The organism is Amycolatopsis sp. NPDC049253, assembly GCF_040678995.1.
Taxonomy (GTDB): Bacteria; Actinomycetota; Actinomycetes; order Mycobacteriales; family Pseudonocardiaceae; genus Amycolatopsis.
Genome location: NZ_JBFAQX010000023.1, coordinates 109062 through 135144, shown reverse-complemented (window position 1 = coordinate 135144; position 26083 = coordinate 109062). Strand labels below are relative to the sequence as shown.

The window sequence follows — 26083 nt, the reverse complement described above, 5'->3', positions numbered from 1 at the left end:
ATACGACCGCTACGCCAACCACTTCTGCGCCTTCCTCACCCTCGCCGCCACCCTCACCTGCTACAAGAAACTCACCTACTGAGACATGGTCTTAGCTCGCGATGAGGTTTTCCGGAAAGCGACTTGGCACTTCTTTGTTGCGGTTGCTGTCGATTTGGAGATTCCTCCGGTTGGCTTCGCCGCGAAGCCAACCGGGGAAATTCCGCTTGTTGGCCGAGTGGTTCCGGCCGGGTCGGTAACGGGCTTTGCCGAGTTGTCCACAGTGGCGCCGGATTCGGGCGCACCTGTGGATAACTCGGCTGCGCCAAGGGTTTTGTCGGTGGGGGCCGGTAGACTGGGCATGGGGACGCCCCCCTGGGAGGGCGGGGCTGTGTTCGGGCGGGGCTGTGTTCGGGCGGGGCTGTGTTCGGGCGGGGCTGTGTTCGGGCGGGGCGGTGTTCGGGCGGGGCGGTGTTCGGGCGGGGCGGTGGCTTGTCGACCCGAGTGGCTGGGCCCGGCGGCAGGCGGGCGGGAGCGGGGCCGCGCGCGGACGGAGGCAACGAGGCAGAACCCGCTTCCTGAAGCGGTGATCGCTCAGTCGGGTTCGGTGGGGGCGTGGTTCACTCGGCGCCGGAACTCAGGAAGCGAGTCGAACCATGGTGCGCATCACGGCGCCGGGCTGGAGTGTTGACGTCGGGGACGCCGAGGTGGTGTTCGGGCGGACGTTGCGGCCCGGCGAGGGCGAGCCGGACCTGCCGCGGGTGTGGGCCGGGCGGGGGCTCGGGCTGCGGGACGAGGACGTGCCCGCGTTCGTGGGCGCGCTGGGGGACGTGATGGCGACGTCGCAGTTCTGGCACGCGCGGCGGTCCGGCGCGGGGCGCGGCAGTGAGCAGATCTGGTCGGTTCCCCTGACGCGGAACGGCTTCACGTACGTCACCGGACCGTGTGGACGGTGGAACAACACCGCGGGCCACCGGCCGGCCGAGACGTTCTCGGTGGCGCTCGCCGACGTGCGCGGGCTGCGGATCCGGCTGGCGGCGCACCTGCACACGGGGTGAACGATCAGGTTCCGCGCTTGGTCGGGGAGTGCCTGTTTGATTCGGGCCGAGTGGTCAGGCTCGGCGCATGGTCGGGGAGATCGCACGTTTGATCCGGGTCGTGGTCAGGCTCGGCGCTTGGCCGGGGGATCGCGTGCTTGGTGCGGGCCGAGTGATCACGCCCGGCGCTTGACCAGGAAGACCGCGTGCTGGATGTGGGCCTCGAGCGGGCCGGACTGGTCGGTCAAGCGGTAGCCCGCGCGTTCGTACATGGTGATGTTGCGCTTGCTCGCGGCGCCCGTGAAGAGCTCGAAGCGGTCCGCCGACGCGGGCGCCTGGCTCTCCACGTGCTCCAGCAGCCGGCGGCCCAGGCCGTGTCCGGCGAGGTCCGGCGCGACCATCAGGCGGCCGACCTCCCAGGCGCCGTCCTCGAGCCGCCCGCGCACGGCGCCCACCAGGCGCGGACCCTGCCGCAACACCCACACGCGCCACGTGCGGATCCACTCGCGGACCTCGTCGAGCGTCTCGTGGAGCGCGGGGATCTCCAGGGTGTTGTTGAGCAGGGCTTCCTGAACCCAGCAGCACCGCTGCAGCACCATCAGTTCGGCGGCGTCGTCGGCGGTCGCTTCGAGGAGGCGGAGGTTCACGATGCCTGTTTAGCGGTCGGGAGGCCGGCAGCGCAATCGAGTTCGAGCGGCGTTCGGGAACGGTCCCCGCGGCGGATGGTGATCGGGCAGGATGGGTGCCATGGGGGACAACGATTCCGACCGCACGCCCGGGACAGCTCACGAAGACGAGGTGATGCCGGCTCTGGTCCAAGCCATCGTCCGGGAGGCGCCGCGCGTGGCGGCCGCGGTGCCGGTGACGGCCGCGGCAGCGCTCGGCCGATGGCGTGGCGGGCAGGAACACCGCGCGCGGCCCGGGGAGCCCGAAGCGATCCGGGCCTTGCGGGGGCTGCCGGTCTGGATCGTGGAACGCGTGCACGGGGCGCTGGAGCTCACCGTGCGCGCATTGCCGCCGGTGGCGGGCGCCGCGGCGGGGCTGGGCGACCGCGCTACCGGGACGTTCGCCTTCGGGTCCATGAGCACCGAGGCCGAGGCGTTGCGCGAAGCCCGATTCTTCGATACTTGCCGGCCGGGTGCGGTGGAGGTGATCGCCGGGCTGGTGTCGCGGCTGGTCGAGCACGAGGCCGTGGCCGGGTCGCTGGGTGCGGACGCAGCGGGCGACGAAGAGGCGGTCGCCGCGGCGCACGGGGCGGCGTACCTTGCGGTGGCAGTGGTGACGGCGGCCGGCGTGCTGGGCGATGCCGCGTACGACAAGGTGGCTGCGCACATCGGGCTCGGGCTGGGCGTCGCGTCGGCTCTTCTGCCGAGCCGGAGCATGCCCGTGGTGTACGAGGAGGCGGTACTTGCCAAGAAGCGCGCCGAGTACCGCTTGCCGGCCTTCGGCTCTATGCAGGTGGCCGTGCGCGACCACGTGTTCGCACTGGCCGAGGGACCGGTCGCCGAGCCAGGCGAATTCGCGGACAACGGGCTGGTCGAAGTCGTCGACGGTGGAGTGCTCGTGCGGACGGGGCGGGAAACCGGGGTGCTGGAAGTCCGGATGCGGGTGCTCGCCGAGCCACCGGCGAAGATCGACACGCAGGGCTGGCACGAGGTTGCGGAGGTCAGCTGGCCGGCTCGCCGCGGCGACGCGACCTTCGTGGGACCGAAGCACTACAACCACCGTCGGATCGCGACACCGCCGCGGCCGGGTGACCTGCGGGTGCGGGTGTATGCGTACGGCCGCGACGACGTCGAGACCGAGAACTACGAGCTGGTCGTGTGGGAAGCGCCGCCGGCACCGGCCGTGGTCCACGCGCGAGCCGACCGGCTGGGCCACCGGCTGCGCGGCGAACCGGAGCCCCCAGGGGCCGACCTACCCGAGGCGGCGTACCGGTGGGTCAGCCAGAGTGCACTGTCGGAGGGGGCGACCGTGACTGTGGTCGTGGGGCTGACGCTGCGGGAGGTCTTGCAGGCGTTCGGCGCGGACATCCGGGAGCCGGAACCGATCGAGGACCTGCTCGACTCGGACCTCGAGTTCGGCCCCTGGGTGACGGCGTCCGAAGTGGACGGAATCGTGCTGGCCATCGAGGAGAACGGGATTCGTGGCGCGCAGCGCGAGGTGCTGGCCGAACTGTCGCGAGAAGGACGCGCCGCGAGCATGTTCTGGAACGTCAACGCCGTCACCCGGCTCTCCTTCGCTCGCGACGGCGAACTCCTCGCCTCGGACGAACTCGGCCGCTCGCTCGGCGACGATCCGGAAGTGGCCGCCGCCGTCGAGGGGCTGGACTTCCACGATTGGCGGGACCGGTATGAGAAGGGCCTGGTGGCCGTCGAGCGGTTCACCGGCCGGGGGCTCACGGTGGAGGACTTCGACGAGATCCAGGAGGCCGGCATGGGTTATCCCGTGGCGGACCTGTGACGGCCGGGCGGGTCACGCCATCGGGGTGAGGTGACACTGGAGCGCATGAACTTCGAGGCACTCCGCGCCTTCGTCGCGGTCGCGGAGGAGGGGCAGTTCCGGCTCGCGGCCGGGCGGCTGGGGATCAGCCAGCAGGCCGTGTCGAAGCGGGTGGCGGGGCTGGAGGGCGAGCTCGGTGTCGTGCTGTTCGAGCGGGTGGCGGCCGGGGCGTCGCTGACGGTGGCCGGGCGGACGTTCCTGCCGCGCGCGAAGGCCGTGCTGAGAGCGGTGGCCGACGCGGTGGAGTCGGTGCAGCTGGAGCCGCGGCCGTTGCGCGTGGACGTGCTGGGGCGGCGGCTGGCGGCGGCCGAGCTGTTCCGGGAGTTCCACCGCGCGCACCGCGAGGTGCCGATGGAGATGCTCACCTCCAGTGGCGCGGCCGAGACACTGCGGGAGCTGCGCGCGGGCGCGGTCGACGTCGGGTTCACGTACCTGCGCGAGCCGCCGGAGGGGCTGAAGCACCTGTACGCGTACCTCGAGCCGTTGCAGATCGTGGTCGGGCCCGGGCACCCGCTGGCCGGACGGCGCGAGGTGCGTCTGGCCGAGGTGGCCGAGCACCGCGCGTGGGTGCCGGGGATCCGGCGCGGGAGTGAGTGGGAGGGCTTCTACGCCGAGCTGACGGCGGAGTTCGGCGTGGACGTCGACCCGACCGGGCCCAACTTCGGGCTCGAAGCGCTGCTCGACACGCTGGCGGAGTCACGCACGCTGTTCACGTTCGTCGGCGAGAAGATCCGCATCGCGTGGCCCGAGCGGCACGATCTGCAGCGCATCCCGGTGGTCGAGCCGGTGCCGTGCTACCCGTGGTCACTGGTGTGGCGCCCGGGGACCGGTCACCGCGGGCTGGCCGAGCTGGTCGCGTTCGTGCGCCGCGGGTGGGCGAGCCCGGCCGGCGCGAGCTGGGTGCCGGAGCACGTGCGCCGTGACCTGGTCAGGGGCGCGCGATCATCGTGAAGCCGGTGCCGAACGGGTCCGTGACGGACGCCATCCGCCCGTACGGCGTGCCCTCCACGGAAGCGACTTCGCCGCCTGCGTCGCGGGCCTTCGTGGCCGAAGTGTCGGCGTCGGCGACTTCGAAGGTGGTGGCCCAGGCCGAGGTCGGGGCGTCTCGGAGGGCGAAGATGCCACCGACCTCGTGGCCGTCGGGGCGGCGCAGGAAGGTGAAGTCGGCGTCGGGCAGGTCGTCGTTGCCGTCGAGTGTGAAGCCGAAGACGGTGCAGTAGAACTTGCGCGCTGCGGCCGCGGCCGGGGTGACGAGGTCGTTGCGCACCAAGGTGTCGGGCTCGTTGACCAGCCGGGAGCCGGGGAACGCGTGGCCCTCCCACAGACCGAAGCGCGCGCCGGACGGGTCCACGGCGAGGGCGGCGCGGCCGCGGTCTCCGACGTCGTGCGGTTCACGCAGTAGCGTGCCGCCGGCCGCGGCGACGGCTTCGGCGGTGCCGGCGCAGTCGTCGGTCGCGAGGTGGACCTGCCAGCCGGGCGCGGCGTCGGCCGCGTGGTGCAGGCCGGCGACGGGGAGGCCGCGCAGGAGGCAGTCGCCGCCGTCGAAGTCCCAGCCGAAGACGGCGCCGTAGAAGGCCCGCGCGCGGTCGAGGTCGGGCACGGCCAGGTCGATCCAGGTCGGCGTGCCGAGCGGCTGGTTGGTCTCGACGGTGCTCATCGGAATCCTTTCGACGTCGTGGATTCGAACGGTAGAACCCCCTCCGGCCAGTTTTCGGCCTGATTTGCCCGGTTCGCGGCTACCCTGGCGTCCTCGACGCGGAAGGGGTCCCCCCATGGCAGAGCTGGTGCGCACCGGCGGCGGGGTCGACCTCGTGCTGCGCCGCACGTTCGCGACGTCGCCCGAAGACGTGTGGGCCGACGTGACACAGCCGCACCGCACAGCGCTGTGGTTCGGGCCGTGGGAAGGCGAAGGCACGCCCGGGAAAACGGTCCGGGTGCAGATGGTGTTCGAGGAGGGCAAGCCGTGGACCGACATGCGCATCGAAGCCTGTGAGGCGCCGCGGCGGCTGGCCTTGCTGGGGATGGCGGACGCCGGCGGGTGGCCGCTGGAGCTGCTGGTGTCCGAAGTGGAGGACGGGACCGAGCTGCGCCTGGTGCACCACCTGGCGAGCACCGACGGCATCGGCGAGATCGGGCCCGGCTGGGAGTACTACCTCGACCTGCTGGTCGCCGCGCGCGACGACACCCCTCGCCCGTCGTTCGACGACTACTACCCGGCGCTGAAGGAGTCGTTCGAGGCGTTGCGCGCGTAGTGCGGCGGGCCGGGCCCCAGCATGTGGGATCGGGTGGCAGAACGCCTGGCCGCCGCCGCATTCTGGAGTGTCGCTCCGTCTACGAAATGGCAGGCAGGATGAGCTCGTCGCCGCTCGACAACCCGGTGTGGGCAGCGCTGACCGGACCGCACGCGCACTTGGCCGAGCAGAAGGGCCAGGTCCTGCGCTACCCCGCGGACGTCGCGCCCTTCGTCGCCCTGCCGGATCAGCCGGACGAGCACGTCTGGCGTGACATCGCCGACCTCGCCGGGCCCGGTGGCACGGCCGTGATCGCCGGGGCCACGGGCTCCGCGCCCGCGGGCTGGACCGTGCTCGGCGAAACGCCGGGTGTGCAGCTCGAGGGCACCGGCCTGACGGTGGCGCCCGACGCGGAAACCGTCCGCCTCACCGACGCCGACGTGCCCGAGATGCTCGACCTCGTCGCGCGCACGCAGCCCGGCCCGTTTCTGCCGCGCACCATTTCGCTGGGTACCTACCTCGGCATCCGCCGCGACGGCGCGCTCATCGCGATGGCCGGCGAACGCTTCCACCCGCCGGGCTGGACGGAGATCAGCGCGGTCTGCACCGACCCGGAGTTCCGCGGCCAGGGTTTGGCGGCGCGGCTGATCCGCGCGGTCGCGGCGGGCATTCGTGAGCGGGGCGAGCTGCCGTTCCTGCACGCCGCCGCGTCGAACGTCGGCGCGATCCGCCTGTACGAGCACCTGGGCTTCCGGCTGAACCGGACGTTGGTGTTCCTCGCGGTGCAGGTGCCCGAAGCGGACAAGCGCTAGTTTTCGGCGACTGGCGAGAATCCGGTGGAACGCGGCGATCCAGCCGGTTCCGGGCGGTGAAACGCGAGGGCTAGCGTCAGGGTCGTGAGCAAAGTCTTCCTGTCGATCCACGTGCTGGCGGCGATCCTCGCCGTCGGGCCCGTGGCCGTGGCCGCCAGTATGTTCCCCGCCGCGCTGAAGCGGGGTGATCGCTCGACGCTGGCGTTGCTGCACCGCATCTGCCGCGTGTACGCGTGGGTGTCGATCGCCGTGCCGGTGTTCGGCTTCGCCGTCGCCGGGACGATGAAGGTGACGGGCCAGACGTGGGTGCTCGTCTCGATCGCGCTGACGGCGGTGGCCGCGGTGGTGCTGCTGGTGTTCGTGCTGCCGGGCCAGCGAGCCGCGCTGGCGGGACCCTCGGGCGACGGTGCGGTGCCCGCTGAGGCCGCTGGGTCGGCTGTGGCGACCGCGCTGGACACCCGCGTCGCCGGGCGGCTGGCCATGACGACGGGGGTGTTCAACCTGCTGTGGGCCGTGGTCACGGTGCTGATGATCGTGCGGCCGGGTTCTTCTACCGGAGTGTGAGGCTCCCCAGCACGTCGGCGAGCTCCGCCGCGTGCACCAAGGGGCTGACGTGGCCGGCGTCGAGCGAATGGACGTCGAACGGGTTGGCAGGCGTGAGCACGTCGGCCTCCTCGATGAACCGGTCCTGCAACGCGAGCGGCAGGCTTTCGTCGCGGGTGAGCCGCACGTAGGTGTGGGGCACCCGGCCCCACGTGGCCGCGTCGGCCCGGTCGTTGCCGGCGTCGAGCGACTCGTCCGGGTCCAGGCCGGCCAGGAACGCCAGCAGCTCGGCGTCGGTCCCGTCGGCCAGCATCGCCTGTTTGAGAGCGGCGAGGTGGGCGAGGTCGGCGGAGCGCCAGTTCATGCGGATCACGCCGAGCTGTGCGGGATCACCGACCATCACCTTCGCCGCTTCGGCCAGCGCGGCCGACGCGTATGCCGGGTTCCGCAGGTAGCCGGCGGGCGTGTCGTCCACGCAACACCAGGCCGACACGTAGACGGTCCGGTGCAGCAGCTCCGGCACGGCGTTGGCGACGCTCGTGACGGTGAGCCCGCCCCGGCTGTGCCCGACGAGAATCACCGGACCGTGCCCGTGCGCCCGCCGCACGACGTCCGTCACCGCCGCCACCACGTCGGCGTGGGTGATCCCCGCGAGCGGTGACGGTTCGGTGGCGAACGTCGCCAAGTCCTGCGCTTGGTAGGCCGCCGAGAACCCGGCCGCGCCGTGGCCGGGCAGGTCGACCGCGAGCGAGCGGTGGCCGCGCAGGGCGAGCTCGCGCTGCAGCACGGAGAAGCAGCGGCTGGTCGCGTTGGAACCGTGGACGAGGACGAAGGTGGGCGCCATCTCGGCGATTCTGCCCGAATCGGTCAGGCCGCCGTAGCGGTCTTGGTCTGTCCACCGAGGATTTCAGGCCGCGGCGATGCTCCCTCCGCCGTCGACGCGCAGGATCTGGCCGGTGATGAACCCCGCGTCCTCGGAGAGCAGGAAACAGATGGCGTGGGCGATCTCCGCCGGACGCCCGAGCCGGCCGACCGGCAGCTTCTCCAGGAACCGGGCTTCGGCCTCGGACCCGGCGGGGGTGCCGCGGCGGAACAGCTCGGTCTCCGTCGGCCCGGGCGCCACGGCGTTCACGGTGATGCCGCTGGTCCCGAGCTCCCCGGCCCAGATGGCGGTGGCGGTCTCGAGCGCCGCCTTCGAACCCGCGTAGGTGGTGCGATTCGCGGTGCCGAGCGTGACCATGCTGGTGACGTTGACGATGCGCCCTCGCCCGGCGGCGAGCATCCCGGGCAGCACGGCCTGGGTCACCTGCACCGCGGTGCGGAAATTGAGGTCGTAGGCGTGGGCGACGTCGTCGAGGTCGATCGACCCGAGCGGTGCGAGCTTGGCGAAGCCGACGTTGTTCACCACCGCGTCGACGGGACCTTCCGCGAGGACCTTCTCGAGCGTCGCGGCGGTGGCGGCGCGGTCGCCGAGGTCGACGGCGTGGAAGCTGCCGGGGAACTCGGCCGGCGCGGTGCGCGCCAGGCCGATCGGGTGGTGGCCCTCGGCGGCCAGCCGGTCGACGACCGTCCGGCCGATGCCCTTCGACGCTCCGGTGATCAGCACTCGCATGACTGGTGACTCCTCGTTGTCTTCCTCGGTTGCACCATGACGCTAATGTTCTGGATGAGCCGTGGGAAATGTCCTTCGTGTTATGTCGGCATGCCGCGGCGAACATGGCGGGAGGTCCTCGTGACGACGATGCAGCAGCTCAAGGTGCTTCTGGCCGTGGCCGACCACGGCGGCTTCACGGCCGCGGGCGAGCGCCTCGGCATGGCTCAGCCCGCGGTGAGCCGCTCGGTCGCCGCGCTCGAAGCCGAGCTCGGTGCCCCGCTGCTCACCCGGCAACGCACGGGCGTCACCCTCACCGAAGCCGGTGAACGCGCCGTCCGGCGAGCGCGCGAGGCTGTGCGGCAGGTCGATCTGCTGCGCGCGGAGGTCGCCGAGGTGGCCGGCCAGATCACCGGGACGCTGCGGATCGCCAGCCTGCCCACCGCCACGGGGACGCGGCTGCCCGCCGAGCTGCGGGCGTTCACCGAACGCCACCCGCTCGTTGCGGTGCGCCTGATCGAGGGCAGTGACCAGGAGGTGCGCGACTGGCTCGACCTGGGTGTCGCCGACGCCGCCGTGGTCACGCTGCCCGCACCCGGCCTGCGGACGGTGCTGCTCGACAGCCACGAGATGTGCGCCGTGCTGCCCGCCGGTCATCGGCTGGCGGAGCGCGAGGCCGTGTCCTACGCGGATCTCGGCGAGGAGCCGTTCGTCCGCCCGACCGGCGGCTGCGCGCAGGTGTTCGCGGCGGCCGCGGAGCAAGCCGGGGTGCACCTGGAGGCGACGTTCGAGGCCCGCGAGATGTCGGCCGTGCTGGAGATGGTGCGAGCGCGGCTGGGTGTGAGCATCCTGCCTTCCGTCGGCGTGCCGCGGCTCGACGGCACGGTGCTGCGCCCGTTGGTGCCGCGGACGCTGCGGACCGTCGCGGTGGCCGTGAGCGCGAGCGCGTCGCCGGCCGCACGAGCGTTTCTGGAGCAGCTCGAAGGCGGTGCCGACCAGGGCTGAGGTCCATTGTGGACGGTCTCCTTTCAGGCCGCCTTTAGGGGCGCTTAGGGGTCGTTGGGCGGCTGCCGGGCGGGCTAGCTTGGTGCGTCGGGGGACCCGGGTCGGCGTGACCTCGTCCCGTTGTGACAGACGGAAAGGCGGTGGGACGACATGGTCGCCCACGCGGAAGACGCCTGGTTTCGGCGGTTCCACGCGGCGCCGGAGGCCCGGGCGCGGCTGGTGTGCCTGCCCCACGCGGGCGGGTCTGCCAGCTTCTACTTCCCGGTTTCGCGGGCGCTGGCGCCGGACGTCGAGGTGCTCGCCGTGCAGTACCCCGGGCGGCAGGACCGGCGGCACGAGCCGTTCCTGACCACGATCGACGCCATGGCCGACGCGGTCGCCGGGCTCCTGGCGGACAAGACGGACCGGCCGTTGGCGTTGTTCGGCCACAGCATGGGCGCGATGGTCGCCTACGAGGTCGCGCGGCGGCTGGAATCGGCGGGCGGCTCGGTCGACACGCTGTTCGTGTCCGGGCGGCGTGCACCGTCACGGCAGCGGGACGAGAGCGTGCACACCCGCACCGACGAAGGCGTGCTCGACGAGCTGCGCCGCCTGAGCGGGACCGAGATGGACCTGCTCGGCGACGAGGACGTCGTGCGCATGATCCTTCCCGTGGTGCGCAACGACTACCGCGCCGTGGAGACCTATCTTCACGTGCCGGGCACTCCGCTCGCCGCACCGGTGGTCGCGTTCACCGGCACCGACGACCCGGTCGCGTCCGTGGCCGAGGTCCGCTCGTGGGCCGACCACACCTCGGCGGGCTTCGAGCTGGTGACGCTGCAGGGCGGGCACTTCTTCCTGACCCGCCACCAAGACGTGATTCTCCGCTATCTGGCTGATCGGCTCGTCGACAAGGGGCGTGTACATGTCTGAGGCACTGGCCGTAGAGGGAGCGTTCGGCAACCGGCTCGTGGAGCTGCGCGAGATCAAGGAGGCGGCGCGGCGTGGTCCCGACGACGCGGCCACCGTCCGGCAGCACGAGCGCGGCAAGCTGACCGCCCACGAGCGCATCGAGCTGCTGCTCGACCCCGGCAGCTTCACCGAGCTGGAGGCCCTGCGGCGCCATCGCGCGACGGGCTTCGGGCTCGAACACCGCCGCCCGTACTCGGACGGCGTGGTGTGTGGGTGGGGGACCGTGCACGGGCGCACGGTTTTCGTGTACGCGCACGACTTCCGCATCTTCGGTGGCGCGCTCGGCGAGGCGCACGCGCAGAAGATCCACAAGGTGATGGACCTCGCCGCGGCCGCGGGCGCGCCGCTCGTGTCGCTGAACGACGGCGCGGGCGCCCGGATCCAGGAAGGCGTGACCGCGCTCGCCGGCTACGGCGGCATCTTCCAGCGCAACACCCGTTGTTCGGGTGTGATCCCGCAGATCTCCGTGATGCTCGGCCCGTGTGCCGGTGGCGCGGCGTACTCGCCGGCCTTGACGGACTTCGTGTTCATGGTCCGCGAGACGTCGCAGATGTTCATCACCGGCCCCGACGTGGTGCAGGCCGTGACGGGCGAGGAGATCACGCAGAACGGCCTCGGCGGCGCCGACGTGCACGCCGGGACCTCGGGCGTGGCCGCGTTCGTGTACGACGACGAGCAGTCGTGCCTCGAGGACGTGCGGTACCTGCTGTCCTTGCTGCCCGCCAACAACAACGAAGCCCCGCCGGTCGAGCCCACCACCGACCCGGTCGACCGCCGGACGGACCGGCTCCTCGACCTCGTGCCGACCGACTCGGCGCGCGCCTACGACATGTGCGCCGTGATCGAGGAGATCGTGGACGACGGCGAGTTCCTCCAGGTGCACGCCGGCTGGGCGACGAACGTGGTGTGCGCGTTCGCGCGGCTCGACGGGCACGTGGTCGGCATCGTGGCCAACCAGCCGGCGACGCTCGCGGGCGTGCTCGACATCGAGGCCAGCGAGAAGGCCGCGCGGTTCGTGCAGACGTGCGACGCGTTCAACATCCCGCTCGTGACGCTGGTCGACGTGCCCGGCTTCCTGCCCGGCGTGGACCAGGAGCACGGCGGCATCATCCGGCACGGCGCGAAGCTGCTCTACGCCTACTGCAACGCCACAGTGCCGCGCGTGCAGCTGATCCTGCGCAAGGCCTACGGCGGCGCGTACATCGTGATGGACTCGCGCTCGATCGGCACCGACGTGTCGCTGGCGTGGCCGACGAACGAGATCGCCGTGATGGGCGCCGAGGGCGCGGCCAACGTGATCTTCCGTCGCGAGATCAAGGCGGCCGACGACCCGGAGACCGTCCGGCGGCTCAAGATCAAGGAGTACCGGACCGAGCTCATGCACCCCTACTACGCCGCCGAGCGCGGCCTGGTCGACGACGTCATCGAGCCCGCCCGGACGCGCGAGGTGCTGATCCGCGCGCTGACCATGCTGCGCACCAAGCACGCCGACATCCCGGCGCGCAAGCACGGAAACCCGCCGGTGTGATGGGCGCGCCGACGGTGCCCGTGGTGCGGGTCGTGCGGGGCAACCCGACGGACGAGGAGCTCGCGGCGCTGGTGGCGGTGCTGGCCGCGGTGCGGGCGTCGACTGAGCCGGTGGCCGAGGTGACGGTGCCGCGGCCGCGCCGGCCGGTGCGGTTCGTCCCGGCGACGAGCTGGCAAGGGGCGCGCTGAAGGCGATCCTGGGAGCCGTATCCGTGCCACAAGTTGGTGGCGCGGATGCGGCTCTTTTCTGTGCATCGGGCGGGTAAGCGGGCTCAGGTGAACCGCCGTGGCGCGAACGGACCGCGTGACCCTCTGGCGATACGGCTGTCGTCCGCGAAATGGACGGCTGAGCGCTCACGGTGGTCCGGTCGAGACGCGCGGGATCACGACCTGGCGAGGGCGTGCCCAAGAAGCCTCGCGGATCGGGAGAAGGCGGCAGCGCGGGTTTGCGGCTCAGTACAGCAAAAGCAGCACTGAGCCGCACCCGTCTTCGAGGGCGCGCTGAAGCGAGGTGTGCTCTCCACAGTGTGGCGAGCACACCGTCCACAATGGTCGAGATCCGAACAGGGCCGGCAGGCGAAAGATCCATACCCCCAAGCTACCCACCCCACTCGAACATCCGCACGATCTCGATCGAGTGAATCAAGCACGCACGGCGGTACTGTCCAAATAGGTCAGCACCGCGCGGATCCGGCGGTTCTCGTCGCGGCTGGCTTCCAGGCCCAGCTTCGCGAAGATGTTGCTGATGTGGTTCTCCACTGCCCCCTGGGTCACCACCAGGGTCTTCGCGATGGCGGCGTTCGAGAGTCCTTGCGCCATCAAACCGAGGACCTCGGTCTCGCGTGCGGTCAAGCCCTCCAGGGGATCGCGGCTGCGGGAGAGCATCTGTGCGACCACGTCGGGGTCGATGGCGGAGCCGCCGCCGGCCACGCGGCGGACGGCTTCCAGGAAGTCGGCGACGTCGGCGACGCGTTCCTTCAGCAGGTAGCCCACGCCGGAGGTGCCCTCCGCGATGAGGTCGACCGCGTAGCTGCCCTCGACGTATTGCGAGACCACCAGTACCGGCAGGCCCGGAATCTCCTTGCGGGCGGCGATCGCCGCGCGGATGCCCTCGTCGGTGAAGGTCGGGGGCATGCGGACGTCGGCGATGACGAGGTCGGGGCGGTGCTCGCGGACGGCGACGAGCATGGCGTCCGGGTTGTCGACGGCGGCGGCCGTGGTGATGCCGACGTCGGCGAGCAGGCTTTGCACGCCCGCGCGCAGGAGCACGGAATCCTCGGCGATCACGACACGCATGAAACGGCTCCTTGACAGCATCACCAGCGGACGGGGAGATCGGCGCGCACGACGGTCGGGCCGCCCAGGGGACTGACCACCGTGAGCACACCGTCGATCGTGGCGGCGCGGTCGGCGAGGCCGGCCAGGCCGCCGCCGGGGCGCATCGAGGCGCCGCCGCGGCCGTTGTCCATGATTTCGACGACCACGGTGTCGTCGTCGCGGGTCACCCGCACCGAGGCGCGGTCGGCGCCGGCGTGCTTGGTGATGTTCGTGAGCACCTCGCTCACGATGAAGTACGTCGTGGTCTCCACCGGTGCCGGCGGGCGCGGGTCCGCGGAGACCTCGACGTCGACCGGGATCGGCATGCGGGCGGTCAGTGACGACAGCGCGGCGTCGAGACCACGGTCCTGCAGCACCGGCGGGTAGATCCCGCGGGCGAGGTCGCGCAGCTCGGACACGGCCAGCTTGGCGTCGGCGTGCGCGGCGCCGATGAGCTCGCGCACGGCCGCGGGATCGTCGGAATCGAGTTTCAGCTGTGCGCGCCCCAGGCTCATCGCGACGGCCACGAGCCGCTGCTGCGCGCCGTCGTGCAGGTCGCGTTCGATGCGTTTGCGCTCGGCCTCCACGGCGTCGACGCCGCGCGCCCGCGAGTGCTGCAGGTGCTGCGTGCGCTCCTCCAGCTGCGCCGTGCGGTCCGGCCCCAGCAGCGACAGCGTGAACTCCGCGTGCAGCGCCCCGATCCGCGGCGCCACGAAGATCCCGAACGGCGGCACCGCCACCGAGACGATCCCCGCCACGAACTCGACGATCCCCAGCGGCATCGCCACGAGCACGAACACGAGCTCGCGCCACGTCACCGGGTCGACCAGCCGCGCCTGCCACGCGGCCAGCAGGCCGTTGCCGTGGGGCTGTTTGCGCCGCGGCTGGGCCACGTCGACGCCCAGCAAGGTCCGCACCGATCGTCGTTCCAGGTCCGCGAAGCCGCGCATCACGCCCGTCGCGATCAGCGACAGGGGGATGCCCACCCACAGCATCGTCGTGGCGACCCCGACGATCATCGACACGAGGACGACCACGAACGCGAAGATCCGGATCGGGAAGTTCACGATGAGGAACCCGATCGTGCGGATCGCGTGGGGCCGCCGTGTCACCGGCATCGCGCGATCCGTTCGAGCTCGGGCACGAGGTCGTCGAGCGTCGGCGTCGCGAGCATCTCGTCGCGGACTTCCCTGGCGCAGCTGTGGAACGACGGTTCTTCCAGGAGTCTCAGCAGTCCTGTTCGGACACTCGCCGACGTGACGTCCGCCAGGTCCACCAGCAACCCGTTGCCCCGCTTCACCTGCGCGACGGCCGAGCCCCGCTCGCTCCACGTGGTGCCGGGGATCACGAGCTGCGGCACCCCGTTGACCACGGCGTTGCCGATCGTGGCCCCGCCACCCTGGTGGATGATGGCCGAACAGCTCGCGAGCAGCTCGTTCATGGGCACGAAGTCGACCGCGCGCACGTTGTCCGGCACCTTCCGCACGGACGCCAGCTGGCCGGCGTTGAGCGTCGCGATCACTTCGACGTCGAGGTCCTCGAGGCCGTCGAGCAGGTCGGAAACCGAGGTCTCCTCGACGCCGAGCACCTGCCGGTTGGAGATCCCCAGCGTCAGCATCACCCGCGGGCGCGCCGGCTCTTCGAGCACCCAGCGCGGGATCGCCATCGGCTTGTTCTGCGGGATGAACCGCGCCGGCAGGTAGTCGACGTCGACGCCGTCGTAGCGCAGGTAGGACGGGTGGCAGTCGATGGTCTTCACGCCGTGGCGCAGGGTTTCGTCGTAGACCGCGCCGAAGCGCGCCACCGCGCCCGACATCCACTCCACGAAGGGATCCGGCGCGGCGGACCGCAGGTCGCGGTACTGCGCGTTGATGCGGGCCGTCTGGTCCATCGCGTACATCATCCGCAGGTGCGGCACCCCGATGGCGTGCGCGACGATCGGCGCGGCGTAGATCATCGGGTCCCACACCACGAGGTCCGGCTGCCACTGCCGCGCGAAGCGCACGAGCTCGTCGAGCAACGAATCCGGCGTGGTCCAGCGGAATACGTCCACCCAGTGCTCGTAGACGTTGCGCACGTACTCGCCGGTGTACCGCTCGGGCCGGCTCTCGGAGATGCGGAACTCGCCCTGCATGGCGTTGTTTCCCTCGACCTGCAGCTGCCGGTGGCGTGCGATGTCGAGCTCGGCGCCGAACCACATCGCGTCGAGGCCGGTCTCGGCGAACGAGGCCACCTCGCGCGGGTTGCACTGGCCCACGAACCGCACCTCGTGGCCCGCGGCCGCGAGCGCCCAGCCGACCGGCGCCATGCTGTAGACGTGCGTCCTCGTCGGGAAGACCATCAACATGACTCGCATGGGACGCACTCTCCGAACTGGCTCGACCTGCTGGCGGGAAAAACGTTAGTGCGGACGACGCGCGCGGCCGACCCGGCAACGCGCCGCTAGGGGTCGCGCACCCCTAGTGCCCTTCCCTCGAAAAGCCCGCCCGGCTAAAGAGAACGGGGCGGACTTAGGCCGGCTTTAGACGCCCCTTAGGGGCTGGTGACGACGGCGCCCCGGCGGCTAGACATGAACGTGGGTCCGGCGGCAACCACCCGCCGGCCGAGGGATACGAACGAGGTGATGAGCATGGCCGTGGCGCCCACCGCGAAGGGCTGGGTTCCCTTCGGCGAGCACCGCACGTGGTACCGGGTCACCGGCGTCGTCGGCGGCGAGCTGCCCGCCGTCGTCGTGGTCCACGGGGGACCGGGCAGCACGCACGACTACCTGCTGAACCTCTGCTCGCTCGCCGAGCACGGGTTTCCGGTGGTGCACTACGACCAGCTCGGCAGCGGTGGTTCCACCCGGCTGCCGGACAAGGGCGCGGACTTCTGGACACCCGAGCTGTTCGGCGACGAGCTCGACAACCTGGTGCACCGGCTCGGCATCGACGACAACTACGTCCTGTATGGACAGTCGTGGGGCGGCCTGGTCGTCGCGCGCCACGCGGCGCAGCGGCCCGACGGGTTGCGCGGGCTCGTGATCGCCAACTCGCCCGCTTCGTACGAGCTCTGGCGCTGCGAGATGGACGTGCTCCGGGCACAGCTCCCGCCCGGCGTCGACGAGCAGCTGCGGGCGCACGAAGCGGCCGGCACCACGGACACGCAGGAGTACTTCGACGCCATGCGCGTGTTCTACGACCGCCACGTCTGCCGCGTGCTGCCGTGGCCGGGTGACTACCTGGCCTCGTTCATGGAGATGGCGGACAACAACACCGTCTACTCCGTGATGAACGGGCCGAGCGAGTTCACCGTCACCGGCACGCTCAAGGACTACTCGGTGGTCGACGACCTCGACGACATCGAGGTGCCGGCGTTGCTCATCTCCGGCCGGCACGACGAAGCCACTCCCAAGACCGTCCAGCCCTACTTCGACCGGATCCACGACGTGCGCTGGGAGGTCTTCGAGGACTCCAGCCACGTTCCCCACCTCGAAGAACCCGACCGGTTCCGCGAGGTCCTGCTGAGCTTCCTGCGGGAAGTCCACCCCACCGCCAACGCCGAAAGTGAGGCAACCAGCCATGGATGAGGCCAGAGGATCGGCGGTGGTCTTCCCCGGGATGAGCCCCTGCCGCTTCGCCGACTTCGGCAAGTTCCTGCTCATCAACCCGTTCGCCCGCCGCCTGATCGGGGAGGCCAACGACCGGCTCGGCTACTCGCTGGTCGACCGTTTCCGCGAGACGGAGGGGGACTACTCCGAGTACGCGCAGGTCGGGTTCATGCTCACGTGCCTCGCGCTCGCCGAATGGGCCGAGCAGGAGTACGACATCAGCCCCGACTACTGCACCGGCCCGAGCTTCGGCGAGAAGCCGGCCAGTGTGTACGCCGGCGCGCTGACGTTCCCCGACGCCGTGTGGATGACGGCGGAGCTCGCGCGCTGTCTCACCGAGTTCTTCGCCACGGAGTACACCGACGTGGTCACGCACTCGTTCGTCCGCACGCCCGAGGAGAAGCTCCTGGACGCGCTGAACGACCTCGACGGACGCGGCGAGTGGTCCGACATCTCGTGCTACATCGACCACGACTTCTACATGGTCTCGTTGCGCGAGCGGAACCTCGACTGGCTCAAGCAGACGGTGCGCAGCATGGGCGGGTTGTCGTTGTACACCATGCGTCCGCCCCTGCACTCTCGCGCTTTCGCCGCGCTGCGCCGGAAAGCGGAGGACGAGGTCATCGGCGGCCTGGACTTCCACGATCCGCTGCTCCCGATCGTCGCCGACCAGGACGGGTCGATCCTGCGGTCCGGGGAGCAGGTGCGCACGATGCTGCTGGACAGCATCGTCAAGCCGCTGAGGTGGCCGCACGTCGTCTCCTCCCTGGAACAGCTGGGTGTGCGCAAACTCTGGGTGGCCGGTCCGGACACGCTGTTCGGCCGCGTCCGCGCGACCACCAGCCGCTTCGAGGTGGTGACGGTCAACCCGCGCCTGGCCCTGCAGCCCCGGAGGCGGGGCGCAGGACCTTCGCGGGTCAGCTAGCCGGCTGCAGCTCGGCCAGCGTGGCCCAGAGCCGCCCCGGGTTCTCGAAGGTCTCGAGGTTGAGGGCGTCGTCCTCGAAGCGCACGTTGTAGTTCTGCTCCAGCACGGCGAGCAGTTCCACGGTCGCGAGCGAGTCGAGGCCGTACTCCCGCAGCGGGGTCTCGGCGGTGAGCGCCTCCTCGGCGGGCAGGAACGGGAGGAACGTGCGAAGGGTCTCGTCGAAAGAGCTGTCCCACATGACTACTCCGGATGGCTAGATCGGTATCTACCAGGCAGGAAAACCGACCGCCCGGTTCGGTTTTGGACTCTACCTCGCGTCGCCGCTCCGGATCGACGCATCGGGACCCCTATTCAACGCGGAGGACGACGATGGACACGAGCTTCACCGGCGGGCTGCACTCGCGCTTCCTGCGCGGCCTGGCGCTTTCCGAGAACGGCACCGCCGTCCGGGTCGGCGACCAGGAGCTGAGCTACGGCCGGCTCCACGAGCAGGCGCTGCTCTGGGCCGGCGCGCTGGCCGACGCGGGCGCGCGCACCGTAGGGGTGCTGGCAGGCAAGGGAATCAGCGCGTACGCGGGGATCCTGGCCGGGTTGTACGCGGGCGCCACCGTGGTGCCGCTGCGGCCGGACTTCCCGGCGGCCCGCACGGCGCAGATGGTCGAGGCGGCGGGGGTCGACGCGCTGGTCGTCGACGACCGCGGTCAGGCGCCGGCGGCGGACGTGCTCGGTGCGCGGCCGGTGCCCGTGCTCACGCTGGAGACGCGGGCACGGTCGTTGGCCGCGCCGCGGGAGGTGCGGCCGGAGGACTCCGCGTACATCCTGTTCACGTCCGGGTCGACCGGCCGGCCCAAGGGCGTGCGGATCGGCCACGGATCGACGGAGCACTACTTCGGCCTGCTCGACGCGCGTTACGACTTCACGCCCGACGACGTGTTCTCGCAGACCTTCGACCTGAACTTCGACTGCGCGATGTTCGACCTGTTCTGCGCGTGGGGCGCGGGGGCGCCCGCCGTGGTGCTGCCCGGCCGGGCCTACCGCGACCTGCCGGCGTTCGCCGCGGAGAGCGGTCTCACGGTGTGGTTCTCGACGCCGAGCGCGATCGACCTGGTGCGCCGCACCGGTGGGCTCACGCCGGGCGCGCTGCCGGGCCTGCGGTGGAGCTTCTTCGCGGGCGAGGCGCTCACCGTGCGCGACACCGCGGACTGGCGCGCCGCGGCGGTGAACTCGCTCGCCGAGAACCTCTACGGTCCCACCGAGCTCACCATCACCGTCGCCGGCTACCGCTGGGACGACGTGGAGACGCCGCGCGTCGCGGTCAACGGGGTGGTGCCGATCGGCGCCGTCCACGAGGGTCACGACCATCTGCTCCTCGGCGAGGGCGACGTGGAGGAGGCCGAGGAGGGTGAGCTGGCCATCGCGGGCCCGCAGCTGACGCCGGGTTACCTCGACCCGGCCGACGAGCGCGGGCGGTTCCTCGACCGCGGGGGCCGCCGCTTCTACCGCACGGGCGACCGCGTCCGGCGCCTGGCCGGCGACGACCTGGCCTACCTCGGCCGCCTCGACTCCCAGGTGCAGGTGCTCGGCTGGCGGATCGAGCTGACGGAGGTCGAACACGCGTTGCGCGCGACCGGCGTCCGCGACGCCGTGGCCCTCGGCGTCTCCGGCGACGCCGGCACGGAACTGTTCGTCTTCTTTACCGGCGGCGAGCGTCCGGTGATCGAGCTGGTGCGCGCGTTGCGCAAGGTCCTGCCGGAGGGCGTGATCCCGCGCCACTACCGCCATGTGGACGAGTTCCCGCTGAACTCCAACCGGAAGATCGACCGGAAAGCCCTGGCAGTGGAGGCCGAAGTGCTGCTCACACCGGTAGCCTGACCCGCGTGGCGAAGTACGTGATCGGGCCGGAGGTCGCGCTGCGGCTGGCCGAGGAGCAGGGCGTGGTGGGGCACCGGTTGCTGGCGCCCACGCTCATCCGTTCGCACGCGTTGTCCGCGCTCTACGCGCAGGTGCGCCGCGGTGAGCTGACGAAGAAGGACGCGGCCGTGCGGCTCGACCGCGTGCGGGCGTTGAAGATCCGGCTGCTCGGCGACCGGGTGCTGCAGGCGACGGCGTGGCAAGTCGCCGAGGAACTCGGCTGGGCGGACACGTACGTCGCCGAGTACGTGGCGTTGACGCGGTTGCACGGCGACGCGTTCGTGACCCTCGACGAGCAGCTCGCCCGTGGCCTCGACGGAGTCGTGCCGGTCGCGGGGTTCGATGCGCTGAGCTGAAGCCCGTCTGAAACGGCCTGCTGCGCCTGGGTTTCCGGGCACGGCAGGCCGTTTTCGCGCGCGTGCTTAGGGGCGGTTAGGGGTGTGGCCACGCGCGCCGCCGCGGCTAGTTTTCCCGGAGTCGAGGGGCGGATCGAGGCCCCGGTTCTCGAGTTCTGGTGGGAGCAGTCGTGAACGGTACTTCGCTCGTCCATTCCCTGCTCGACGAGGCGGTGGCCGACGCACCCGGGTCGACGGCCGTGCGCGACCGGGCCGGCGCGTGGACCTACGCCGAGCTGGCCGCGTGGAGCCACGCGGTGGAGGTGGTGCTCGCCCGGCGCGGAGTGAGGCGCGGTGACCGGGTGGTCGTGCAGCTGCCCACCACGCGTGAGCTGGTCGCGTTGTTCTTCGGCACCACCCGCCGCGGCGCGGTGTTCGTGCCGGTGAACCCGGCGATGAAGGCGTTCCACTTCGACTCGGTGGTGGGCAACGCCGAGCCGGTGCTCGTGGTCACGGCCGAAGAGTTCGCTCCACTGTGGACCGAGGTCGAAGCCGCCTACGGCGCACGCGCCGAGGTGACGGACGTCGATCCCGACGACGTCGCCGTGCTCATCTACACCTCCGGCAGCACCGCCGCGCCCAAGGGCGTGATCGGCCCGCACCGCCAGGTCACCTTCGCCGCCGGCGCGATCCAGGCCGTGCTCGGCTACCGCGGCGACGACGTCGTGTTCTGCCGCTTCCCGATGTCCTGGGACTACGGCCTCTACAAGGTCCTGCTCTCGACGCTGGGCCGCAGCGAGATCGTCCTCGCCGATGCGGAGTCCGACCTGCGGCTGCTGCAGCGGATGCGTGAGGTCGGCGCGACGATCGTGCCCATCGTGCCCTCGCTCGCCACGATGATCGCCACCCTCGCCGGGCGCGAGACCGAACCGGCCGCGCCCGTGCGCCTGTTCACCAACACCGGCGCCGCTCTCCCGGAGAGCACGATCTCGCAGCTGCGCGCCGCGTTCCCCGGTGCCCGCGTCGTGCGCCAGTTCGGCCAGACCGAGTGCAAGCGCATCACGATCATGCCGCCCGACGAGGACGACCAGCGCCCCGGCGCGTCCGGGCTGCCGCTCCCGGGCACGTCCGTGCACATCCTCGCCGCCGACGGCACCGAGCTGCCGGCCGGCGACATCGGCGAGATCGTGGCCGCCGGCCCGCACGTGATGCCGGGTTACTGGCGCGCGCCGGAGCTGTCCGCCCGTGCGTTCCGCCGCGACGAGACCACGGGCGAGCTGCGCCTGCACACCGGCGACTACGGCCGCCTCGACGCCGACGGTTACCTCTACTTCGAAGGCCGCCGCGACGACATGTTCAAGCGCAAGGGCATCCGGATGTCCACTTTGGAGATCGAGGCCGCCGCCATGGACATCCCGGGCGTGCGCGCGGCCGGCGCGATCCCGCCGAGCGACACGCGGGACCTCGCGATCTGCGTCGAGAGCGACCTGCGGCCCACCACCGTGCTGCGTGAGCTGGCGAAGCGGCTCGAACCGCAGAAGGTCCCGTCGCTGTGCCACGTCGTCGACGAGTTCCCGCTCACGGCGCACGGCAAGAACGCCACGAAGGAACTGGCCCTGCTCGTGGAAGGCGCGCGCAAATGACCGAGTCACTGGCCGAACGCTTCGGCACCCCCACCTACGTCTACGACCTCGACGTGGTCGCCCAGTCGCGCGACCAGCTCTTCGGCCTGCTGCCCGAGGGTTTCGAGGTCTTCTACGCGCTGAAAGCCAACCCGCACCCCGAGATCGCCCGCGAGCTGCGCCACGGTGGCTGCCGCGCGGAGATCAGCTCCACCGGTGAGCTGGCCAACGCACTGCAGGCCGGCTTCGCCCCGAGTGAGATCCTCTACACCGGCCCGGGCAAGACCGACGCCGAGCTGGCGCAGGCGATCGCGACCGGCGTGCGGCTGTTCTCCGTGGAGTCGCTCACCGATCTGCAGCACGTCGGCGTGGCGGCCGAGAAGCACGGCGTGGTCGCTTCGTGCCTGCTGCGCGTGAACACCACGCAGGGCAGCGCGTCGACCGGCATCCGCATGATGGGCCGGCCGTCGCAGTTCGGCATCGACGCCGAGACGCTGCCGTCGCTGATGCCCGCGTTCAAGGCCGTGCCCGGCACGCGCGTGGCCGGCGCGCACTTCTTCACCATGAGCAACGCGAAGGACGAGGACAGCCTGCTCGGCGAGTACGAATTCGTGCTGCAGTCGGCCGCGCAGCTGCACCAGGAAGCCGGTCTGCCACTGGAGCTGCTCGACATCGGCGGTGGCTTCTCCTCGCCGTACGCGGTGCCGGGCCCGCGCACCGACTACCCGAAGCTGCGGGCGGGGCTGGCCCAGCTGCTGGACCTGTACCTGCCGCAATGGCGGACGGGCGAGGTCGAGCTGGCCTGCGAGTCGGGCCGGTACCTGTCCGGCAGCTGCGGCTTGCTGCTCGCCGGGGTCGTGAACGTCAAGGAGAGCCGCGGCAGCAGGTTCGTGATCCTCGACGCGGGCATCAACGTCGTCGGCGGGCTGTCCGGCATCGGCAGGCTGCTGCCCGCGGCCGTCGGCATCGAGGACACCGATCCGAACGGCGAGACCGGCAGCCTCGTCGGTCCACTGTGTACTCCCGGTGACTCGCTCGCGAAGGCCGCGCGGCTGCCCGAGCTCGCGCCCGGCGACGTGGTGACCGTGCCGAACGTCGGCGCGTACGGCGTGACCGCCAGCCTGATCAGCTTTCTCGGCCGGCCCGCGCCGACGGAGGTCGTGGTGCGCGGCGACGAGGTCGTGTCCGTGTCGCGGCTGGACTACCAGCGTGCCTACGAGGTTTCGCCGTGAGCGAGGAGATGAACGCCTACCGCGGCGGCGTCGGCACGGAACCGCCGCGCACGGTGATCGTGAGCAGCATGGCGTCCGACTCGCACACGTGGAACCTCGTGTACCTGGAGCTGCTGGTCGGTGAGCTCGGCTTCGACGTGGTGAACCTCGGCGCGTGCGTGCCCGACGAGCTGCTGGAGTCCGAATGCCTCAGCCGGCTCCCGACGATGCTCGTGCTCAGCAGCGTCAACGGGCACGGCTACCAGGACGGCCTGCGCGTGATCCAGCGCCTGCGGTCCTTTCCCGAGCTGCGCGCGCTGCCCGTGGTGATCGGCGGCAAGCTCGGCGTCGACGGCCCGCTCACCGAAGAGGAGACGGCGCGGCTGCTGCTCGCCGGCTTCGACGCGGTGTTCGACGACCAGCAGAACAATGCGTCCTTCCGCCGGTTCGCCGCGACGTTGACCGCCGGTGCCGCTCAGCTCCCCGTGCGGGTGGAGGGGGTGTGAGCTTCGAAGAGTTCGTGGCGAGCCGGCACGCGGCCGGACAGCTGGTCGTGCAGCCCCGCATGGGGTTCGCCGACCCGGCCGCGATGCGCGCCGGGCTGGCGGCGACCAGGAACGCGGCCGCCACCACCGTCGGTACCGTCACGCTCGACAGCTACACCCGTGTGTGCGACACCGATTCCGTCGCGCACGCGCTGGCCCACGGCATCGCGCTCAACGGTTACCCCATCGTCAACCACCCGGCCGAAGTCACCCGCGCGATGCTCGACGGCCTCGAAGGCCCGGACTTTCCGGTGCAGGTGCGCCACGGTTCGGCGCGGCCCGCGGACATCTTCCGCGCGATGCTCGCCGCCGGTCTGCACGCCACCGAGGGCGGACCGGTGTCGTACTGCCTGCCCTACAGTCGCACGCCGCTCGACGAGTCCGTGCGCAACTGGTCGTCCTGCTGCGAACTGCTGGCCGACGCCGACCTGCCGGGCGGACGTGCGCACCTGGAGACGTTCGGCGGCTGCATGATGGGCCAGCTCTGCCCGCCTAGCGAGCTCGTGGCACTCAGCGCGTTGGAGGCGTTGTTCTTCTACCGCAAGGGGCTGCGCAGCATCTCGGTGAGCTACGCCCAGCAGACCAACCTGCTCCAGGACCAGGAAGCCGTCGCGGCGCTGCGCCGGCTTTGCGCCGAGCTGCTGCCCGGCGCGTCGTGGCACGTGGTGATCTATGCGTACATGGGCCTGTTCCCGCGCACGCCGGAAGGCTCGCTGAGCCTGCTCGGCACGGCGGCCGAGCTGGCGCTGAGCACCGGCTCGGAGCGGCTGATCGTGAAGACCGTCGCCGAGGCGCACCGGATCCCGACCGTCGCGGAGAACATCCAGGCGCTCGAACACGCGGGTGCCGTGCGGACCACGGAGAAGATCACCGTGGACGCCGACAACCAGGTCTACCGCGAGGCCTACGCGCTGGTCGACGCCGTGCTCAACAGCCACGAGGACCTCGGGCGCGCGATCGTGGTCGCGTTCAAGCGCGGCCTGCTCGACGTGCCGTTCTGCCTGCACCCGGACAACGCCGGGCAGGCCCGCAGCTACCTCGACCCGGCCGGCCGGCTCTGCTGGTCCGACCTGGGTTCCCTGCCGCTGCGCCGCGTGGTCGAACGCGGTCCCGGCGGTGCGATCACCTCGTCGACGTTGATGTCGGCGCTCTCGTACGTCCAGCACACCCACGACGCCCAGGCATTGGCACAGCCGATGACCGCGATTGGAGGGGATTCGCGATGAGTACGCGCCGGACCGTCCGGGCCTACCCGTTCGACATGCAGGAGATCTCCGTTTCCGAGCTGTACCACACGTTGCAGCGCGAAGAGCCGATGAGCCGGGTGCAGATGCCCTTCGGCGAACCGGCGTGGCTTGCCACCAAGTACGCCGACGTGAAGCTCGTGATGACCGACCAGCGCTTCAGCCGCGAGCTGGCGCAGGGCCTCGACCAGCCGCGGATGCGCCGCCAGCAGATGGGCGACGGCATCATGGGCATGGACCCGCCCGACCACTCGCGGCTGCGCCGCCTGGTGTCGAAGGCGTTCACCGCCCGCCGGCTGGAACAGATGCGCGAAGGCGTGCGGACGCTGGTGAACGACCTGCTCGACGGGATGGTCGCGCGCGGCGACTCCGCCGACGTCGTCGAGGAGCTGGCGCGTCCGCTGCCCGTCACGGTGATCTGCGACCTGCTGGGCGTGCCGCAGGAGGACCACAAGATCTTCCGCGAGTGGACCCAAGCGCTGGTCAGCGACGCCACGGCCAAGGGTGACGTGCTCGACGTCTACGGCGACCAGCTCGACAACTACGTCGCCGGGCTGGTGGCGCAGCGGCGCGAGGAGCCGACCGACGACCTGCTCGGCGCGCTGGTCTACGCGCGCGACGCCGGCGCCAAGCTCACCGAGAACGAGCTGATCTCCATCGCCGGCGCGGGCCTGCTCACCGGCGGTGTGGAGACGGTGTCCACGGCGCTGCCGAGCTTCCTGTTCACCCTGCTGACCCAGCCGGAGCTGCTCGCGCAGCTGCGTGCGGACCCGGAGCTGATGCCGACCGCCGTCGAGGAACTGCTGCGGTACGTGCCGATCAACACCGCCGCGATGTTCGCCCGCTACGCCACCGAAGACGTGCGCTTCGGCGATGTCGTGGTGCGCGCGGGCGACCCGGTGCTGCCGGCGCTGCACGCGGCCAACCGCGACCCGGAGGTGTTCGCGAATCCGGACACCGTCGACCTCACCCGCAGCCCCAATCCGCACGTGGCGTTCGGGCACGGCCCGCACCACTGCATCGGCGCGCAGCTCGCGCGCCTGGAACTCCAGGAAGCGCTTAAGGCGATTCTCGCGCGCTTCCCGGAAATGCGGCTCGCGGACGGTCGCGAAGGCGTGAAGTGGGAATACGGCGTGATCGTGCGGGGGCCTTCGCTCCTGCGCATCGCGTGGTGATTTCCCTGCCCCTAGCGGCTTTTTCTGGGGA

27 protein-coding genes are annotated in these 26083 nt (G+C 71.1%); 19 read left to right on the top strand and 8 right to left on the bottom strand.

The window, feature by feature from the left end; genetic code table 11:
* The first annotated feature begins 635 nt into the window (after positions 1-635).
* Positions 636-1037, top strand: coding sequence for a hypothetical protein (locus AB0K15_RS36040; protein ID WP_364061011.1), 402 nt, complete (start codon positions 636-638; stop codon positions 1035-1037).
* Positions 1038-1192: 155 nt separating this feature from the next.
* Here AB0K15_RS36040 and AB0K15_RS36035 read toward each other — a convergent pair whose 3' ends face one another.
* Positions 1193-1663, bottom strand: a complete 471-nt coding sequence (locus AB0K15_RS36035) for a GNAT family N-acetyltransferase (RefSeq protein WP_364061008.1) — start codon at positions 1661-1663, stop codon at positions 1193-1195.
* Positions 1664-1763: 100 nt separating this feature from the next.
* Here AB0K15_RS36035 and AB0K15_RS36030 point away from each other — a divergent pair, with 100 nt between their 5' ends.
* On the top strand, positions 1764-3479 hold the full coding sequence (locus AB0K15_RS36030) for a DUF6461 domain-containing protein (RefSeq protein WP_364061005.1): 1716 nt from the start codon (positions 1764-1766) through the stop codon (positions 3477-3479).
* Positions 3480-3524: 45 nt separating this feature from the next.
* Positions 3525-4469 (top strand): LysR family transcriptional regulator, encoded by a 945-nt coding sequence (locus AB0K15_RS36025; RefSeq protein ID WP_364061002.1) that lies wholly within the window; start codon positions 3525-3527, stop codon positions 4467-4469.
* Here AB0K15_RS36025 and AB0K15_RS36020 read toward each other — a convergent pair.
* A complete protein-coding gene (locus AB0K15_RS36020) occupies positions 4447-5175 on the bottom strand; it encodes a VOC family protein (RefSeq protein ID WP_364060999.1) in 729 nt (242 codons plus the stop codon). The two genes, AB0K15_RS36025 and AB0K15_RS36020, sit on opposite strands and share 23 nt — an antisense overlap.
* A 115-nt stretch (positions 5176-5290) precedes the next feature.
* On the opposite strand from AB0K15_RS36020, the gene AB0K15_RS36015 reads away from it, so the two are divergent.
* From AB0K15_RS36015 to AB0K15_RS36005, 3 genes are all read left to right on the top strand, one after another.
* Positions 5291-5770, top strand: coding sequence for an SRPBCC family protein (locus AB0K15_RS36015; RefSeq protein WP_364060996.1), 480 nt, complete (start codon positions 5291-5293; stop codon positions 5768-5770).
* Between the two features lie 86 nt (positions 5771-5856).
* Positions 5857-6561 (top strand): GNAT family N-acetyltransferase, encoded by a 705-nt coding sequence (locus AB0K15_RS36010; RefSeq protein ID WP_364060993.1) that lies wholly within the window; start codon positions 5857-5859, stop codon positions 6559-6561.
* Between the two features lie 84 nt (positions 6562-6645).
* The gene (locus tag AB0K15_RS36005) at positions 6646-7125 is read left to right on the top strand and encodes a hypothetical protein (protein ID WP_364060990.1); all 480 of its coding nucleotides are present in this window, start codon (positions 6646-6648) and stop codon (positions 7123-7125) included.
* Here AB0K15_RS36005 and AB0K15_RS36000 read toward each other — a convergent pair.
* Entirely contained in the window at positions 7112-7948 is an 837-nt protein-coding gene (locus AB0K15_RS36000) for an alpha/beta fold hydrolase (protein ID WP_364060987.1), read from the bottom strand. The two genes, AB0K15_RS36005 and AB0K15_RS36000, sit on opposite strands and share 14 nt — an antisense overlap.
* 63 nt (positions 7949-8011) lie before the next feature.
* On the bottom strand, positions 8012-8716 hold the full coding sequence (locus AB0K15_RS35995; RefSeq protein WP_364060984.1) for an SDR family oxidoreductase: 705 nt from the start codon (positions 8714-8716) through the stop codon (positions 8012-8014).
* Between the two features lie 129 nt (positions 8717-8845).
* Between AB0K15_RS35995 and AB0K15_RS35990 the strand changes: the two genes are divergently transcribed.
* The 4 genes from AB0K15_RS35990 (at position 8846) to AB0K15_RS35975 (ending at position 12367) form a co-directional block, all read left to right on the top strand.
* A complete protein-coding gene (locus AB0K15_RS35990; protein WP_364061020.1) occupies positions 8846-9700 on the top strand; it encodes a LysR family transcriptional regulator in 855 nt (284 codons plus the stop codon).
* Positions 9701-9850: 150 nt separating this feature from the next.
* Positions 9851-10612, top strand: a complete 762-nt coding sequence (locus AB0K15_RS35985) for an alpha/beta fold hydrolase (protein ID WP_364060981.1) — start codon at positions 9851-9853, stop codon at positions 10610-10612.
* Entirely contained in the window at positions 10578-12179 is a 1602-nt protein-coding gene (locus AB0K15_RS35980; protein ID WP_364061017.1) for an acyl-CoA carboxylase subunit beta, read from the top strand. The genes AB0K15_RS35985 and AB0K15_RS35980 overlap by 35 nt, the downstream gene beginning before the upstream one ends.
* Complete coding sequence (locus tag AB0K15_RS35975) at positions 12179-12367, top strand: acyl-CoA carboxylase epsilon subunit (protein WP_364060978.1); 189 nt, start codon at positions 12179-12181, stop codon at positions 12365-12367. Before AB0K15_RS35980 ends, AB0K15_RS35975 begins: the two co-directional genes overlap by 1 nt.
* 453 nt (positions 12368-12820) lie before the next feature.
* Here AB0K15_RS35975 and AB0K15_RS35970 read toward each other — a convergent pair whose 3' ends face one another.
* From AB0K15_RS35970 to AB0K15_RS35960, 3 genes are read right to left on the bottom strand one after another with little or no spacing between them, the layout of a single operon-like run.
* Positions 12821-13474, bottom strand: a complete 654-nt coding sequence (locus AB0K15_RS35970) for a response regulator transcription factor (RefSeq protein ID WP_364060976.1) — start codon at positions 13472-13474, stop codon at positions 12821-12823.
* A 20-nt stretch (positions 13475-13494) separates the two neighbouring features.
* Positions 13495-14613: a sensor domain-containing protein gene (locus tag AB0K15_RS35965; protein WP_364060973.1), complete on the bottom strand. Its 1119-nt coding sequence runs from the start codon at positions 14611-14613 to the stop codon at positions 13495-13497.
* On the bottom strand, positions 14604-15851 hold the full coding sequence (locus AB0K15_RS35960; RefSeq protein WP_364060970.1) for a nucleotide disphospho-sugar-binding domain-containing protein: 1248 nt from the start codon (positions 15849-15851) through the stop codon (positions 14604-14606). The genes AB0K15_RS35965 and AB0K15_RS35960 overlap by 10 nt, the downstream gene beginning before the upstream one ends.
* Positions 15852-16124: 273 nt before the next feature.
* Here AB0K15_RS35960 and AB0K15_RS35955 point away from each other — a divergent pair, with 273 nt between their 5' ends.
* Together AB0K15_RS35955 and AB0K15_RS35950 are read left to right on the top strand one after the other, a co-directional pair.
* A complete protein-coding gene (locus AB0K15_RS35955) occupies positions 16125-17063 on the top strand; it encodes a proline iminopeptidase-family hydrolase (RefSeq protein WP_364060967.1) in 939 nt (312 codons plus the stop codon).
* The gene (locus AB0K15_RS35950; protein ID WP_364060964.1) at positions 17056-18009 is read left to right on the top strand and encodes an ACP S-malonyltransferase; all 954 of its coding nucleotides are present in this window, start codon (positions 17056-17058) and stop codon (positions 18007-18009) included. Before AB0K15_RS35955 ends, AB0K15_RS35950 begins: the two co-directional genes overlap by 8 nt.
* On the opposite strand, the gene AB0K15_RS35945 is transcribed toward AB0K15_RS35950, so the two are convergent.
* Positions 18002-18247 carry a phosphopantetheine-binding protein gene (locus AB0K15_RS35945; RefSeq protein WP_220243495.1) on the bottom strand — a complete coding sequence of 82 codons (246 nt, stop codon included), beginning with the start codon at positions 18245-18247 and terminating at the stop codon, positions 18002-18004. The genes AB0K15_RS35950 and AB0K15_RS35945 overlap by 8 nt on opposite strands.
* A 131-nt stretch (positions 18248-18378) precedes the next feature.
* Between AB0K15_RS35945 and AB0K15_RS35940 the strand changes: the two genes are divergently transcribed.
* The 7 genes from AB0K15_RS35940 to AB0K15_RS35910 all read left to right on the top strand — a co-directional run bounded on the left by AB0K15_RS35940 (position 18379) and on the right by AB0K15_RS35910 (position 26052).
* Positions 18379-19881, top strand: coding sequence for an AMP-binding protein (locus AB0K15_RS35940; protein ID WP_364060961.1), 1503 nt, complete (start codon positions 18379-18381; stop codon positions 19879-19881).
* Between the two features lie 5 nt (positions 19882-19886).
* Positions 19887-20276 (top strand): type II toxin-antitoxin system VapC family toxin, encoded by a 390-nt coding sequence (locus AB0K15_RS35935; protein ID WP_364060958.1) that lies wholly within the window; start codon positions 19887-19889, stop codon positions 20274-20276.
* A gap of 170 nt (positions 20277-20446) precedes the next feature.
* Positions 20447-21898, top strand: a complete 1452-nt coding sequence (locus AB0K15_RS35930) for an AMP-binding protein (protein WP_364060955.1) — start codon at positions 20447-20449, stop codon at positions 21896-21898.
* Positions 21895-23109 carry a type III PLP-dependent enzyme gene (locus tag AB0K15_RS35925; RefSeq protein ID WP_364060952.1) on the top strand — a complete coding sequence of 405 codons (1215 nt, stop codon included), beginning with the start codon at positions 21895-21897 and terminating at the stop codon, positions 23107-23109. The genes AB0K15_RS35930 and AB0K15_RS35925 overlap by 4 nt, the downstream gene beginning before the upstream one ends.
* Positions 23106-23594, top strand: coding sequence for a cobalamin-dependent protein (locus AB0K15_RS35920; protein WP_364060949.1), 489 nt, complete (start codon positions 23106-23108; stop codon positions 23592-23594). The genes AB0K15_RS35925 and AB0K15_RS35920 overlap by 4 nt, the downstream gene beginning before the upstream one ends.
* Positions 23591-24859, top strand: coding sequence for a methylaspartate mutase (locus AB0K15_RS35915; RefSeq protein WP_364060946.1), 1269 nt, complete (start codon positions 23591-23593; stop codon positions 24857-24859). The genes AB0K15_RS35920 and AB0K15_RS35915 overlap by 4 nt, the downstream gene beginning before the upstream one ends.
* On the top strand, positions 24856-26052 hold the full coding sequence (locus AB0K15_RS35910; RefSeq protein ID WP_364060943.1) for a cytochrome P450: 1197 nt from the start codon (positions 24856-24858) through the stop codon (positions 26050-26052). The genes AB0K15_RS35915 and AB0K15_RS35910 overlap by 4 nt, the downstream gene beginning before the upstream one ends.
* Positions 26053-26083: the final 31 nt, after the last annotated feature.